General features: G+C 63.6%; 11 protein-coding genes. 1 reads left to right on the top strand and 10 read right to left on the bottom strand.

The genetic code is table 11. The annotated features are described in order from the left end of the window. Positions 1 to 84: 84 nt before the first annotated feature. The 7 genes from VGN68_RS08685 to VGN68_RS08655 form a co-directional block, all read right to left on the bottom strand. Complete coding sequence (locus VGN68_RS08685; RefSeq protein WP_327475805.1) at positions 85 to 912, bottom strand: coniferyl-alcohol dehydrogenase; 828 nt, start codon at positions 910 to 912, stop codon at positions 85 to 87. 107 nt (positions 913 to 1,019) lie between these two features. Further along, positions 1,020 to 2,393, bottom strand: a complete 1,374-nt coding sequence (locus tag VGN68_RS08680) for a phosphotransferase family protein (RefSeq protein WP_327475803.1) — start codon at positions 2,391 to 2,393, stop codon at positions 1,020 to 1,022. Further along, the gene (locus tag VGN68_RS08675) at positions 2,393 to 4,600 is read right to left on the bottom strand and encodes a CoA transferase (RefSeq protein WP_327475801.1); all 2,208 of its coding nucleotides are present in this window, start codon (positions 4,598 to 4,600) and stop codon (positions 2,393 to 2,395) included. The genes VGN68_RS08680 and VGN68_RS08675 overlap by 1 nt, the downstream gene beginning before the upstream one ends. A gap of 3 nt (positions 4,601 to 4,603) precedes the next feature. Beyond that, positions 4,604 to 5,032, bottom strand: a complete 429-nt coding sequence (locus VGN68_RS08670) for a Zn-ribbon domain-containing OB-fold protein (RefSeq protein WP_327475799.1) — start codon at positions 5,030 to 5,032, stop codon at positions 4,604 to 4,606. 5 nt (positions 5,033 to 5,037) lie between these two features. Then, a complete protein-coding gene (locus VGN68_RS08665; RefSeq protein WP_327475797.1) occupies positions 5,038 to 6,255 on the bottom strand; it encodes a thiolase C-terminal domain-containing protein in 1,218 nt (405 codons plus the stop codon). A 67-nt stretch (positions 6,256 to 6,322) separates the two neighbouring features. Then, on the bottom strand, positions 6,323 to 7,549 hold the full coding sequence (locus VGN68_RS08660; RefSeq protein ID WP_327475795.1) for an alpha/beta fold hydrolase: 1,227 nt from the start codon (positions 7,547 to 7,549) through the stop codon (positions 6,323 to 6,325). Beyond that, positions 7,546 to 8,256, bottom strand: coding sequence for a FadR/GntR family transcriptional regulator (locus VGN68_RS08655; RefSeq protein WP_327475793.1), 711 nt, complete (start codon positions 8,254 to 8,256; stop codon positions 7,546 to 7,548). Before VGN68_RS08655 ends, VGN68_RS08660 begins: the two co-directional genes overlap by 4 nt. Before the next feature lie 132 nt (positions 8,257 to 8,388). Here VGN68_RS08655 and VGN68_RS08650 point away from each other — a divergent pair, with 132 nt between their 5' ends. Further along, positions 8,389 to 9,504, top strand: coding sequence for an amidohydrolase family protein (locus VGN68_RS08650; RefSeq protein WP_327475791.1), 1,116 nt, complete (start codon positions 8,389 to 8,391; stop codon positions 9,502 to 9,504). Positions 9,505 to 9,540: 36 nt separating this feature from the next. Here the strand turns inward: VGN68_RS08650 and VGN68_RS08645 are convergent, their stop codons facing one another. From VGN68_RS08645 to VGN68_RS08635, 3 genes are all read right to left on the bottom strand, one after another. Further along, the gene (locus VGN68_RS08645; RefSeq protein ID WP_327475789.1) at positions 9,541 to 10,791 is read right to left on the bottom strand and encodes an MFS transporter; all 1,251 of its coding nucleotides are present in this window, start codon (positions 10,789 to 10,791) and stop codon (positions 9,541 to 9,543) included. Positions 10,792 to 10,873: 82 nt separating this feature from the next. Next, on the bottom strand, positions 10,874 to 13,339 hold the full coding sequence (locus VGN68_RS08640) for a TonB-dependent receptor (RefSeq protein WP_327475787.1): 2,466 nt from the start codon (positions 13,337 to 13,339) through the stop codon (positions 10,874 to 10,876). Between the two features lie 120 nt (positions 13,340 to 13,459). Further along, positions 13,460 to 14,479 carry a DUF2889 domain-containing protein gene (locus VGN68_RS08635; protein WP_327475785.1) on the bottom strand — a complete coding sequence of 340 codons (1,020 nt, stop codon included), beginning with the start codon at positions 14,477 to 14,479 and terminating at the stop codon, positions 13,460 to 13,462. Positions 14,480 to 14,487: the final 8 nt, after the last annotated feature.

Below are 14,487 nucleotides of genomic sequence, written 5' to 3'. Positions count from 1 at the left end.
GCCCTGGCGCAGCCGTCGCAGCGCCTTCGCCAATCGCCGCGCGGACGGTTCCATTCCCCATGACGTCGGCACAGGGAAGTTGAGTCACGCCGACGACGCCTCAGCAATCATCTGCTGAATGTTGAGAACGCCGGTGGCCAACCCGCCGGAGAGACCCGCATCGACGGGGAGGCAGACGCCGCTGATGAAACGTGCCGCGTCGCTGTTGAGCAGGATCAGCGGCAACGCCTGTTCCTCCGGGGTCGAATAACGGCCCTTTGCTTTGGCAAATGCGCCCAGCACCGCATCGCCCGCAATCTTGCGGAATTCGCCAAGCATCGGCGTGTCGATCGGGCTGGGCATCGTGCAGTTGATGCGGATGTCGCGGCCGATCAGGTCGGGCGCGCTGACCTGGGTCCAGGTGTTGATGAGCTCTTTCGACAAGGTGTAGGGATCGCCGAGGTCGGCGGCGCGATCGGTGTACCACTGCCGCGCCTGCGCAAAGTCGGTGATGCCCATAAATTCGCGCAGCAGCGGCTGACGCGCCAGATAGCCCATGCCCGCAAGCGACGAGACGCTGACGATCGCAGCGCCGGGATTAAGGTGCGGAATCCAGCCTTCGGTCCAGGCGCGAATGCCGAGGAAATTGACCGTGACGACATCCTCGCCCGGAAAGGTTTGCGGCAGGCCCGACACGTTGAACAGCGCGTCGACCTTACCGCCGATGCTGGCGATGCCCGCCGCGATCGCTTCGGGGTCTTTCAGGTCGATTTCGGTAAAGCTGGCGAGGTCGACGGGGGATGGTTTGATGTCCGCGCCATGCACTTCGGCGCCCATATCAACGAGAGCACGGGCGGCGGCTTCGCCGGTTCCCGAGAAACAGCCCATGACGACGACCCGCTTGCCCTTATAACCCAGAATATCGGTAGCCATCACATCATCTCCGTCCGTTTTTATCGTAAGAAACCGAGGTAAACCGGCCTCGGAAGCGCAGCAAGTCCAAAATTGACACTTCGTCAATAAATGAAGTGCCCTGTCATTTATTCCAGCGGTGCGAACGTCGTTTGGGCAAGCCCGCCCATGGCATCAGCCATCAGCGCCGCCTCGCGCGCCTCATGCGCATTGCAGAGGATGATCGCGATTGCAGTGGCGATGCGATCGGCGGCCACCGCGTCGCGGAAAGCCGCCCAGGCGGCGGCGTGATCGGCAAATTCGAGGGCCAGTGCAGCCTCGACCTCCTGCTTCTCGACCGCGTGAAACTCCGGTTCGAAGCGTTCGATCGCGCGCCACCATTTGATCAGCCGCGCTAAGCCCTTGGCTTTCACCGCAGCCTGCTGGTCGGAAAGACGCGGCACAATGCTGTCGCGGATATCATCGAGCGCGATCGTGAAGCTGCGGTCATGGGCACCGAGCGGCGCGTCGGGCATGGTGACCGGCGGCAAGGCGATCCCCGCTGCGTCGGCCAGCGCCTCTGACAATACGCGGCGGTGGATCGTAGAATAGACGAGGTTCATGCCCAGGTTTGGCGGCGGCGGCGCGTCAGGATCGTCGTAACGCGACCGCCGCGCGAAGCCGGTTTGGAATAATAGCCGCCAATAACGTACGCGCCCCAGATCGACCGGGTAGCCGCCCGCCGCTTCATAATCTGCGAAGGCTTTGGGAAGCGGGACAAAGCCCTGGAACAGCATCCGCAAGCAGAGCATCGCGAGGTCCGCCATCGGGTCGCCATAATGCACCAGTTCCCAGTCGAGCAGTGCCGTGACCCGGTCGCCTTCGTAAAGGAAATTGCCCGGCCCGGCGTCGCCGTGGACGATCACAGGCGCGGGCATATCGGCGGGGATATTTGCCGCGAGCCAGTTCAGCGACAGGTGGATCAGCGGATCCCACGCCCTGCCGCTGTTCGCGGCGCGCAGTGCGGCGAGGCGACGTTGAATGAAAGCGTCGGCGGGTTCGACGGCGCCCATGCCCTCGACCGGACATGCGGTTACGTCAATGCGATGGAGCGCCGCGAGCTGCGCCATAAAATCGGCCGCGATTGCGCTGCGCTGGGCCGGATCGGCGATGCCGCCGAAACGGTCCTGGCCGGACACCATACCGCACACGAGCGCGCGCTGGTCGGGCACCGATGCGAAATAGGGCGCAACCCGCACGCCAGCCGATGCCAGTGGACCCGACAGCGCGCGCAGAACGGCCGCTTCGCGCAGAAAAGCGGCGTCGTCCCCTGCTCCGGCTTTATGCACATCATAATTCATATACGCGCTTGCCGCGCGTCCGTCGGGCCAGACGAGGTCGAGTTCGGCGCCGTCGCGCGATGCGCCGCCCCCGCCGCGCGGCCGAACCGCCGTCACGCGCGCGCCGCTCGCTGCCTCGACCGCAGCTGCGAGGCCGTCAGGCAGAAGCGCGGCGGGCGCCATCAGGCGATGATCTTTGCTTCGCGGAAGCCCGCGATCTCGGCATCCGAATAGCCGATTTCGCGCAAAATCTCGTCGCGATGCTGGCCGACCGCGGGCGCGCAACGCTTGAAGACAATCGGAACGTCGCCGAAATGCCAGAAGGCGCCCGGCTGTTCGACGAGACCATAGAGCGGCTGCGGCAGGACAGACACGAGGTTCAGATCGCGATTCTGCGGATCGTCGAAGAAACGGTGCATCGCATCCTCAAAAATAACCGCGTCGCTGGGGACGCCAGCGGCGTCGAGCGCAGCGAGCAGGTCGGCGACGGTTCGCCCCTTCACGGCGGCTTCGAAATGGGCTTCTTCGCCGAGCAGGTCGCGCAGTGCGGCTTGCTGTTCGGGTCGGTGCGCCGCGACCGCAATCCATTTGCCATCGGCGCACTCGAAGATGCGATGATAGGGCGAAAATCCCGTCTGATCGCTGGTCAGGTGATAGGTTTCGGTAAGCGTTCCGTCGGGTCCGATCAGCCGCTCGCCCTGCGTGAAAGCCGCGACGCCGAGCAGCGACGTCTGCGTCGTATGCCCCCTGCCCCCCGCGCGCTTCGCATAGAGCGAAGCCATGATTTCGACGAGACAGCTTTGCGCCGAGGTGACGTCCATCGTGCCGGGGCGGTTGAACACGGGCTTGTTGCCTTCGCCGGCATTCTCGAACTCCCAGCCCGCGATTGCGTTGAAGATCGAGTCATAGCCCGGCCAGTTGCCGCGCGTGCCGCGCTGGCCATAGGCACTGACATAGTTGAACGCGACGTCGGGGTTATATTTGCGAATGCCCTCTTCGCTGAGCCCGAGCTTCGCCGCGCCCTTGAACCGCATATTGTGGTGAACGACCTCGGCCCACTGGATCAGCCGTTCGAGGATCGGCTGCGCTTCGGGCCGCGTCAGGTCGAGCGCGAGGCTGCGCTTCGAACGCGCCGCCGCCTGATAATAGCGATGCATGAAGCGGATGCGGTCACCCGTCAGCGCCTCGACCTTGATCACATTGGCGCCCATGTCGCCCATCATCGACGGACCCATTGGTCCGGCGAGGAACATGCCGAGGTCGAGGACGCGGACGCCTGCGAGGATTTCGGCGGGCGCAGCGCCGTTGCCAGTTGCGGCGGGCGGCGGGGTCCAACCTTTATCGCCGCCCTCGCCAAGGCGCGGTGCGGGGCGCCCCTGCGGCAGATCGGCGTCGGTGTGGAAAGGGACGTTGGGCTGCCGCGTCTTGCCGAGATCGGGGTCATCGACCTCGATGACATAGCCATTCGCCTCGACCTCCGGATGACGCAGGACTTCGCCCATCGGATAGGCGGGCTCGACCGCGATGTCGGCAGCGCGCAAATCGGCGATCCAGCGGTCGCGCGGGCGCAGGCGGAAGGCGGCTTCGACGCCTTCGGGGGTCTCGAGGTCGACGTCCGCCTCTGCCATTACCTCCCACATCGTCGGCATGGTGGCGTAATCGAACTGGCGGGTCGGATCCATGATCTGAAGCCAGTCGCCATCCTGACACTCGAACAGCTGCTGCGCCATCGCGCGCGGGACGTCGGGGGCATAGGTCGGCGGATTGGGCATCGGCCCTTCGCTGTTGCGCGCCCAGACGAGCGGCAGCGTCGAGAGAAACCCCTGGAACAGCGAGGTGTGCGCGGCGCCGCCGCGGCCCGACTGAAGCCGCATGACGAGCCGCGCGAGGATGCCCGATGCGGCGAGGTGCGCCGCCGCCCAGCTGCCCTGGCGATAGCGGTAGACGATAGGGCCGCCACGATAACCGTCATTCTCGTAAAGCACGCCGACGCGTGCGGCGACGAGCAGATCGTCGGCGCTGCGTTCGACGTCAGGGTGGTTATGCGGGCTGCCGGTGATGCCGCAGATGACGAGCCGGGGGAAGGCGCGGGCCAAGGCTGCGTCGTCGAGGCCCAGCGCGTGCGCCTGCTGCGGCGTGAACTGGTGGAGCAGGACGTCGGCGCCCGCGAGGCGATCGGTCAGCGCCGCGAGGCCGTCGGGGGTATCAAGGTCGAGGATCAGGCTGCGCTTGCCGCGGTTCCAGTTGGCAAAGGGTGCGGTACCGCGCGCTGGGTCGCCGCCGGGGCGCTCCACCTTCAGCACGTCGGCGCCGAGTTCGCACAGCATCAGCGCCGCGACCTGAACCGCCATCCCCTCGCCAATCTCGACGATGTTAAGGTCGCCGAGCATCGGTCAGGCCTTGCGGAAGTTCGGGAGTACCCAATCGTCCTGGATCAGGGTCCAGTCGACGACGACCTTCATCCCGATATGGACATCCTCGGCATCGCAGCCCGACACGTTCGCGTTCAGGCGGGTGCCGGGCGCGCCATCGAGGTCGACGACGACGGGGACATAGACATAATCCTCGCCATTCTTGGGGTTCTTGTTGCAAATAGCATAGCTGAACACCGTGCCGGTGCCAGGGAGCGTAGGCCAGTTTTTGGCGCGGCTGCCGCATTCGGGGCAGACGGCGGTCGGCGGCATCCGGAAATGGCCGCATTCGCCACATTCGCACGCGGTGAGCTTATGCTCCTTCGCCGCCTGCCAGAAAGGTTCGGTGTCGGGGTTGGTGGTGATGCGGATCTGGTCGCCGGGAAGCGCGCGGGCGGGGCCGTAGGTCATGAGGGTCACTCCTTGCGCAGGATGAGGCTGGAGACGGGGAGCGACGCCGGGCCGCCCGAGACAAGCGCGAATTCGGCATCCTTGACTTGGTTGATCGCGGTGCCGCGCACCTGTTCGACGCCCTCGACGATGTGGGTCATACCGATGATATAGGCTTCGTTGAGGTTGCCGCCGTGGGTGTTCACCGGGGTGCCACCGTTGACGCCCTTGCCGGTCGCCGGATCGTATCGAAGCTTGCCCGAGAGAACATAATCATTGCCCTCCCCCTTTTCGCAGAAGCCATAATCTTCGAGCTGCATCAGCACCATCGGGCTGAAATGATCGTAGATGAGCGCGACGTCCATATCCTTGGCCGACAGCCCCGACTGCGCCCAGACGCGGTCGGCGGTGAATTTATGCCCCGAGCTGGCGAAATGCGGGTCGGGCATTCCCATCCACGCAAAGGCACGGCCCCATTCGCGCTGGCCGCCATGCGCCGCAGCATGGACGACCGCAGGCTTGTGGCGGCAATCCTTCGCACGGTCCATCGTCGTCGTGATGACGGCGACCGCGCCGTCGGTTTCGAGGCAGAAGTCGAGGCGGCGGAGCGGGTCGGCGAGCATCACCGATGCATCATATTGTTCCTTGGTCAGCGGTTCCTTGCGCACTGCCTTGGGCCGATTGTGGGTGTTGGCGCGGGTCGCCATCACGACCTCGCCGAAGGCGTCCTGCGTGGTGCCGTAAAGATGCATATGTCGGCGCGCGAGAACGGACATCAGATGGCCTGGGCCGACGAGGCCCGATGGCTGGAGAAAGCTGTTTTCCGGATTGGGCGCTGCCGAACCGAACACGACACCGAGGCGATGCTGCGGCAGTTGCTGCAGCGCCATCAGCGTGACGGTATAAGTGCAATCCTCGTTCATCAGCCCCGCTGTCGCGAGGCCGATGGCGCCCGGACAGCCGCCACCGCCGCTGGTCAATGTCGCCGACCAGCTGATGTGCGGCATACCCAATGTTTCCATCAGGCTGGCGGTATCGAACTTGTCGAGATAACCCGCGCCCGCGGTCGAATAATAGGAGAAGCCATCGATCTGCTTGTGGCTGATCCCCGCATCGGCACAGGCGTTCATGATCGCCTCGGCTGCCATGTCGTTAATCGTGCGGGGCCAGCTTTTGCCCCGGACATAGTAGTCGGTAGCCCCGACGCCGACGATCGCGCACTTGTCCTGATTGACCCAGGCCATGCTTCTCTCCCGATTCCCAGTTATCTAACTAGGTTTGATATGATGCCGAACGCGCCTTGTCCAGTCGTCAAGCGAAATGGAGTTTCCGGTATTTGCCGCGGAAGTAGAGCAACGGGTCGCGGCGGGGCTCGAAAATCGCTTTCACGACGCGCCCGACCAAAAGGAAATGATCGCCGCCGTCGTGCACCGCATCGCGCACGCATTCAAAGCTGCTGAGTGAACCGGTCAGGACTGGCGTACCAAATTCGCCGGTTTCCCATGGGGTCGCGGCGAAGCGGTCTTCACCCTTTCCCGCAAAACGGTTCGAGGTCGGCTGCTGTCCGATCTGCAGCACATTCACCGCAAAGCGCTCGGCCGCGCGCAGGTGAGGCGCGCTGCCGGCGTTGTTCGCGATGCACACGAGCAGCAGTGGCGGGTCGAGCGATACCGACGTGAAGCTGTTCGCGGTCAGCCCAATCGGCGTGCCGTCGGGGCAGAAAGCGGTGACGACCGTGACCCCGGTCGCAAAGCATCCGAGGGCGTCGCGGAAGGTGCGCGCGTCAGACCCGGCGCGATATTCGGGCGAACCGCGCGGCGCACGGCGTTCGAGAAAATCGATCAGATGGCCGCCCAACGCATCGATGCGGTCCTCGGTCACGACAAAGGCCGCATCCTCGACTTCGACGAGTTCGCCGTCGGGGAGCCGATCGACGAACGCCGCCGCGTCGTCCCGCGAGACGATCTCGCTCATCGCCCCGCGAACATAGAGTGTCGGCACCGCGATATGCTCGGCGACACCGGCAAGGCGCTCGGTCATCGATGCGGTATCGAAAGCGCCCAGCATACGGACATCCCAACGGGCCTGGCCGGGGCTGAGCGCGGCGACCTCGCGGAGTCGCGCGCCGATCTTGTGCGAGACGGCTGGATCGACATTGAGCGGGAGATCGACAAGCACCAGGCCGGCCGCGAGCATCGCCGCATCGCGTTCGAGCGCCGCGCTGGCGACCCAGCCGCCAAGCGTCGAAGCAACGACCACCGGCCGTGTGCCGAGTTGTGCGAGCACGGAGCGCAGATCCTGGACCATCGAATCGAAATCATAGCGGCCGTCCTTGGGCCATTCGCTGCCGCCATGGCCGCGCAAGTCGAGGCTGATGACACGGCGCCCCGCCTGTCGAAGTGCCTCGGCAACGCTGTCCCAGACGCGGCGGGTCTGTCCCGCACCGTGGACCAGCAGCACCGACGGGTCATCATCCGCTCCGACCACTTCGGCCTCCAACCGGACGCCGGCAAAGCCCTGATACTGGACGATTGTCATACCATCTGTTCCTGCGACGCGACGCCGAGGTGCAGCCAGACGTCAAACTGCTCCGACCGCCGCCGCATCATCAGGCGTGCGATATCGGCGTCGCCGTCGATAATCGCCTGACACAGGCTGCGCTGCATCGCACGGGTGCGCTCGCGCCGATCGGCATCGGCATAAAGGTCGCTGCCCCGTTCATCGAGGCCAAAGCTATAGCCGATCTCCATCACCAGTTCGACGACCGGATTCCCGCTCATCTGTGCGATCATCCGCGCCAGTTCGACTTCGGCCGTGATCAACTCGCGCGCCGTGTCGTGCCCGTCGATCCGATCGACGAACGCCTGCATCCGTTCGGAATCCTCGTCGGTGCGCAAGCGTGCGGCTGCGACCGCCGCCTCTTCCGATACCGGACGCGTGACCTGGATGACGTCGCCCAGACTGGCGCCGCGCATCCGCAGGAAGCGCGCGAGCGACTGGATGGCATCGCGGGCGTCGGGACGTTCGGCAAAATAGCCGCCCTTGGTTCCGCGCCGGATGCTGATCAGCCGGTCGCGCTCGACCATCTTGGCCGCCTGTCGGAGCGTCGGCCGACTGACGCCGAAGCGCCCAAGCAAATCGTCCTCGGCGCCGAGATAGTCGCCGGGGTCGGCGGCGAGGCTGAGGCCGGCAAGCGCCCGTGCGGTGCGGCTGGCAAGCGTCTCGTTGGCACCGGCAATTTGCATGAGCATCTCCCTTAATTAGGTATCTGTTTATACGTAGATATGCCGTATGTCTAGATTTTCCTTGCCGCGACTTATATAACTAGGTAGTTATTAGAGAAAATCAGATCAAGCCGAGTCGAGAGGAAGACCATCATGAAGCCCTTCGTATTCAGCGCCGACAGCCATATCATGGAACCGGCCGATATTTTCCTGGAAGGCCTGCCCGCGTCGCTGAAGGATCATGCAATCCACGCCCGGAAAGAGGGTGATTATCTGATCACCGGCACGAAGGATAAGATCATCTATCGTCTGCGCGTCGGCCAGCATCGCGAAAAGGCGCTGGGCGACAATGAACGGCGCGGTATCCGGGAAATCGCTGGTCGGTTGGAAGATATGGAGCTGGAGGGAATCGACAGCGAAATCTGTTTTCCTTCGTTGGGCCTGTGGCTTTACTGCCTGGACAATGCCGACGCCGAAGCCGCTTCGGCGCGCCTCTACAACGACTGGAACGACAGCTTCCTTGGCGGGCACGCCAACCGCTTCGTGCGCTGCGGGATGCTGCCCGTGCTCGATTTTTCTAACACGCTTGCCGAACTCGACTATCTGGCGGCGAAAGGCTTCACCGCCGCGATGCTGCCGGCGGTGTCGCCGCCCAACCTGCCCAAATATAACAGCGAAGCGTGGGATCCGGTCTTTGCCAAAGCCGCAGCGCTGGGGATCGTGTTCGTGATGCACACCGGCACCGGCCTCGAAACCGTCGTCATCGAACGCGGTCCCGGCGCGGGCATCATCAACTATACCAACCAGATGACCGACGCCCAGCAAACCGCAATGTATCTGGTATCGGGCGGCGTGCTCGACCGTAATCCCGGCGCGCGCGTCGCATTCATCGAGAGCGGCGCCAGCTGGCTTGTCGCACTCGCCGAGCGCATGGACGAAGTGTCGGTTGCGCATTCCAATTTCGTCTTTCCGAAACTGAGCCGCGCGCCGAGCCAAATTGTCGATGACCAGATCTGGGCGAGCTTCCAGCACGACCGCGCCTGCATCGTTTCGGCCGCGGCGGGGTTGCCGGGTGCGAAGAATGTCATGTGGGGTTCGGATTATCCGCACGCCGAAGGCACCTTCCCGATCAGCCGCCGCATCGTGGACGAGCTGTTCGCGGACATGGATGTCAGCGAAGAGGTGCGGCGCAACATTCTGGGGCTGAATGCCGCGCGGCTGTTCGGTGTCACGCCCGAGGTCGCGACGAGCGCAAAGGCCGCTGCCTGAATAACGCCCCTCCCCTGAAGGGGAGGGGCGTTTGCTTCATTCCGCCAGCGGTTTTGCCGTTCTGCCTGCCATGATTGCAGCGACTCCCCCGACGAGCAGGCAACCCGACAGGATCGCCAGCGCCGGCTGAAGTGACAGTTCGCCATAGCCCGGCGTAAACGCCTTGCTGAGATAGCCGGCCACAGTGCCGCCAAGCCCGACGCCCGCCAGCCCGATAAACATATTGATCGTCGCCGACATCATCGCCCGCATCTGAACCGGCACTTGCGAAAAACAGAGCGCGATGATCGGGCCGAGGTGGAGCGTCATCATGAATTTCACGACGACGAAACAGGCGAGTGCAACGTACGGATCGGCAGACAAGGCGAACCCCACGCCAAACGGAAATGACACGAGCAGTCCGATACCGGCGAACCAGCCGTTGAACCGCGGGTTCGCCTGACCATAACGGTCGCTGACCCAACCCGCGACGAGATTGCCGATCACCAGCCCGGCCGCCATCGCCCCGCCAAGCCAGAAGCCGGTTTCGGTCTTGTCCATGCCGTGCACCCGCTGAAAGAAGGATGCCCCCCACAGAATGAAGGCGAAACCGGTCAGCGGCACCATGCAAAGCAGCAGCCCGACCCAGCGCAGCGACGGGCTGGCGGCCATGGTGCGAAGCACTTCGCCAAGGCTCGTCTGCGGCGGTGCGACCGGCTCGACGACGCCGCGGCGCCGCGGTTCGGCGGCCAACAGATAGACGAGCAAACCGACACCAATCCCGGGCAAGCCGACGATGATGAAGACCGTGCGCCAATCATACCATTGCGACAGCCACCCCGCGAGCGCGAGGCCCCCCGAAAGCCCAACGGCGTTGGCGGCCAGCATGACCGAAATGACCGTCGTGCGGCGTTCCTTGGGAAAAATGTCCGTGAGCAGCGACATGCCCGCCGGACCGGCCCCTGCTTCAGCGGCGGCGAGCCCGATGCGTGCAAGCAACATCTGCCAGAAGCTGAACGCAAAGGCCGACAGCGCCGTCGCCGCGCTCCAGATTGACACGCACACCGCGATCACCAGCCGCCGATCGCCGCGATCGGCATAACGCGCGATTGGAAAGGCGGCGAGCGCGTAAAAGGCAGCAAAGGCGATGCCGGTCAGCAGGCCAAGCTGGCCATCGTCGAGCCCCAGTTCGGCCTTGATATCGTCCTGGAACAGCGTGAAAACCTGGCGATCTACATAGCTGAGGATCGCGACGATCACGAGCAGTCCGAGGGTGAGACCGCGGCGGCTCGATGGTTCCGAACTCATGTTTTTCCTTTCCCGGAAAAAAGAGGGAGGGTCCGGCCAAGCCGTCCCCTCCCCCAATGCTCCATAGGAGCGCCCTGTGGTCCTAGAATTCGAAGCTGGCGGTTAAGCCATAAGTGCGCGGTTCATTGTAGGTCGCCGAAATATATCCGATCGGCGCCACGAGCTGGTTCTGAACATATTCGCGCTCGTTGGTGATATTGCGCGCAAACACGCCGATCTCGAACCTGTCGAGAAATTCGACCGAGGCACGCGCCCCGAGCAGGCCGAGCGCCGACCCGGTCGTCGCGGCGACGATCGCATCATTTTCGGGATTGGGTGCATAGTCATAGATGTCGAGCGGCACCTTGCTGCGCCACGAATAATCGACGTGAAGCTTGATCCGCGCGCTGTTGCCGACCGGCGTGGTGTAATCTGCCGCGAGCGAATATTGTTTCTCGAACACACCGCTGAACCGTTCGAACGAGCGGTCGCCGGTCAAATCGGAATAGCGGATATATTTCGGATCGACCAAGGCGCCGGATGCCTGCACCGTGAAGCCTTCGAACAATGCGACCGTCAGTTCGCCCTCAAGGCCACGAATGCGCGCTTTACCCGCGTTGCCGAGCAGCGTCGCGGTGCCGGGGACCGTCGCCGGGGGCACGGGCGGGACGGAAACCAGCGTCGAACGCTGGATGTCGTTGACGTCGCTTGTATAGGCAGCGACGTTGAGCCGCACGCGATTATCGAGAAACTCGCCCTTGAAACCGACCTCGTAAGAGTAAGCGACTTCGGGGGCGAAGGGGATGAATGAAGCCGTGTTCGGCGCACGGAGATTCTGCCCCCCCGAACGGAAACCCTTGGCGGTCTTGGCATAGACCAGGATATCGTCGTTGAGCTTGTAGTCGACGCTGGCCGTATATGACCATCCGCCGAAGCTGTCGCGGCGCTTGAAGGCGCATTGCACCGGATCCATGACCTCGCCGGCACTGAATGCCGGAACGCCGGCAACGACCGCGCAGGTCGTCAACCCAGTGGTACGGTTGAAGTTGTTGCTGCGTGTTTCGAGACCCTTGTCGTCGACCGAATAGCGCAGGCCGCCGGTGAACGAGAGTTTGTCGTTGAGATGCCAGGTCGCCTGGCCATACATGCCGATACTGTCGTTATCGATAAACCCCCAGAAATGCGAAGTGACCGGATTGAGGGCCGGCACCGTGATCGAAATCGACTGGTCGAATCCGCTTTCATGGAAAACGAACGCGCCCGCCGCAAAGTCGACGGCATCGCCGAACATCGTGCCGGTGAACTGGAGCTCGGCCGATTGCTGCTTCAGCTCCTGCTGGCTTTCGGTGAAGTGGATCGCGTAGGCGGAACCGTCGAGATCGAAACCGGCGTTGGCGCTGACCTTGCGATAGCTGGCGATCAGTTTCGCCTGACCGAAGCTGGTATCGAGGGCGCCGGTAAAATTATAGGTCTGGGTTTTCGCGTAAACATAAGGGATCTCGTTATTGGCGGTGATCCGCCCCCCCGCCGCAAGCCGCGCCGCTTCCGTCGCAAGAAGCGCCAGGCCGGGCGCCGTTGCGCTGGCCGGCGGATTGCCGTTCAATATCCCGACGAATGTTCCGGCCGTGGCGGCGGTGTTGTAAGTCGAATTGGCACCGCTGAACGCCCGCGTCGTATAAACGAGATTGCGGCTGGGCGCAGCCTCGTCCATCTTGAAATACTCGCCCGAGAACAGGAGGCTGAGGTTGTCGGTGGGCTGAATGAGCAGCTTGCCGCGCGCCTGCCAGCGGTCGCGATTGTCAAGCTTCAGGCCATCGAGATTCCCGCCGACCGGGCGCCGCGCGACGGCGGTGGTGACCGCGGTCACGGCGCTGGCCGTATTGGCCGGCACACTGTTCGTGGTGTAGCCATCGCGGCTGAAGCGTTTGCCGGCAAGGCGGATCGCGACCTTGTCGCCGATCGGGATATTGACGACCGCCGTCGGCTCGAATTCGTTGAAACGCCCGTAGGTTGCGGACAATTTGCCGCTGAATTCCCCGAGCCGCGGGTCGTTGGAGTTGATCAGCATCGCACCGCCCGTGGTGTTGCGCCCGAACAATGTACCTTGCGGTCCCTTCAGCACCTGCACCGAGCTGATATCGAGCAGATTCGTGTTGAGGCCATATGCGCGCGCCCAGTAAACGCCATCGACATAGGTGCCGACCGAGGGATCAAGCGTCGCAAGCGTGTCGTTCTGAAACTGGCCGCGGAGCGCAACGGTGATGCCGGCGGGGCTATTCGACCCCGAGCGGATATAAAGCCCCGGGGTGAAGTTTGCGATATCCTGGACACGGATGGCACCCTGCGCTTCAAGGCTCTCGCCGGTGAAGGCGGTCACCGCGACCGGCACATCCTGCAGATTTTCATCCACCTTGCGCGCCTGGACAATGATTTCCTCGAGGCCGACGGTTTCATTTTCGGCTTGGGGCGGAGCGGTTTGCGCGAAAGCCGAGGTTGATGCCAAGGCGGCGGCGGCCAGCGACACTGCGGCGGTCACTCGAAACGAATCGCGCTTCTGCTTGAAATTCATGGTCAACATCCTCCCTGCAAGGCTTCCGGGCGGCCTCGCTTATCGAGTTATATAACTAAGTCTAATAAGACAGACAAGTAGATTGCGCCTTCCGTGGGGGAAACCGCGGTAAATTGCTTCTCAACCGCGTCCTTTTGGCAACAATCGTGCGAGCGCGGGTACATCGGCAAGCGCGCGCAGCACATCATTCAGGTGCGTGCAGCCCAAGGTTCCGACCAGCGTGTCGAGCACCGCCTGCCGGAAGTCCGCCACATTCTGACCGACCATTCTGGCCGCCTTCATCGACGCTCCCGGACATTCGCGAAACGGCAGGATCAGGGGCAAGACCTGAAGCGACAGCAATGTGTCGGTCGCCTCGTCGATTTCGGCATAGACCCGATACTCGTGAATTGCGGTGCGGGTGCCCTGCGGGTTGGGGCCGCTGTCCTGAAAGCCCGCATCGACCTTGAGCACCCCCTCGGCACGCCACATGTCGATTCGCCGCGCGCGCCGCGCCTGCGGACGACCGGTCTGTTCGGTCATTGCATGCCAGCCCACCGGATCATCCGGGTTGACGAGCGTGCCGACCTCGGTCGAGGATTGATGCGAATGATCGACGCTGCCGACATCGGACAGCGAGCTGGCCCCCTCGGTAAAGCCGGTGCAGATATTGAGCATCCGCCCCTTGTTGCCCGCGGTCGATTGGGTTCCCTTGCTGCGCATCGCCGCTTGCCAGTCGTCGATCCACCGCGACCATATCCATCCCGCGACGAGACTGGCGCCGGCAAAATCGTCGAGAAGCTGAAACGTCGGCGTGCCGCGAATGTCGCCCAGCGTCGCGGCCAGCGCATGGCGGCTGGCTCCGCCCGCGCGAACGCCGACCATGTCGGACAGGCGGGGATGATCGGGCGTCGCCGATATTTCAAGAATCTCGCGAATTGGCGACGTGCGAATGCGAAAATCACCCGCCGCCAGTTCGATCGGATCACCACCGAAGGGGGTCAGCAGATCACGGCCGCGTCCCTGCATCACCCAAGGCTCGCCAAAGCCATCCGGCCAGTCCGAGTCGATCGATGTGGTCCGCCGGATGGAACCGGGGCGACGGTCGGGCGCGGGGCCGGCCGACTGGCGCGCGACGGGGAATTGCTGGGGAGCGTTCAAAACATGGT

The organism is Sphingopyxis sp., assembly GCF_035998965.1.
Lineage (GTDB): Bacteria > Pseudomonadota > Alphaproteobacteria > Sphingomonadales > Sphingomonadaceae > Sphingopyxis.
Note: the sequence above shows the minus strand (reverse complement) of the source record. Positions and strands in the feature narration are given on the sequence as shown.

Bases quoted from the DNA above. Each gene is read 5' to 3' on its own strand.
- VGN68_RS08685 (WP_327475805.1), bottom strand. From the start codon at position 912: ATGGCTACCGATATTCTGGGTTATAAGGGCAAGCGGGTCGTCGTCATG.
- VGN68_RS08650 (WP_327475791.1), top strand. From the start codon at position 8,389: ATGAAGCCCTTCGTATTCAGCGCCGACAGCCATATCATGGAACCGGCC.
- VGN68_RS08670 (WP_327475799.1), bottom strand. From the start codon at position 5,032: ATGACCTACGGCCCCGCCCGCGCGCTTCCCGGCGACCAGATCCGCATC.
- VGN68_RS08645 (WP_327475789.1), bottom strand. From the start codon at position 10,791: ATGAGTTCGGAACCATCGAGCCGCCGCGGTCTCACCCTCGGACTGCTC.
- VGN68_RS08680 (WP_327475803.1), bottom strand. From the start codon at position 2,393: ATGGCGCCCGCCGCGCTTCTGCCTGACGGCCTCGCAGCTGCGGTCGAG.
- VGN68_RS08665 (WP_327475797.1), bottom strand. From the start codon at position 6,255: ATGGCCTGGGTCAATCAGGACAAGTGCGCGATCGTCGGCGTCGGGGCT.
- VGN68_RS08640 (WP_327475787.1), bottom strand. From the start codon at position 13,339: ATGAATTTCAAGCAGAAGCGCGATTCGTTTCGAGTGACCGCCGCAGTG.
- VGN68_RS08675 (WP_327475801.1), bottom strand. From the start codon at position 4,600: ATGCTCGGCGACCTTAACATCGTCGAGATTGGCGAGGGGATGGCGGTT.
- VGN68_RS08655 (WP_327475793.1), bottom strand. From the start codon at position 8,256: ATGCAAATTGCCGGTGCCAACGAGACGCTTGCCAGCCGCACCGCACGG.
- VGN68_RS08660 (WP_327475795.1), bottom strand. From the start codon at position 7,549: ATGACAATCGTCCAGTATCAGGGCTTTGCCGGCGTCCGGTTGGAGGCC.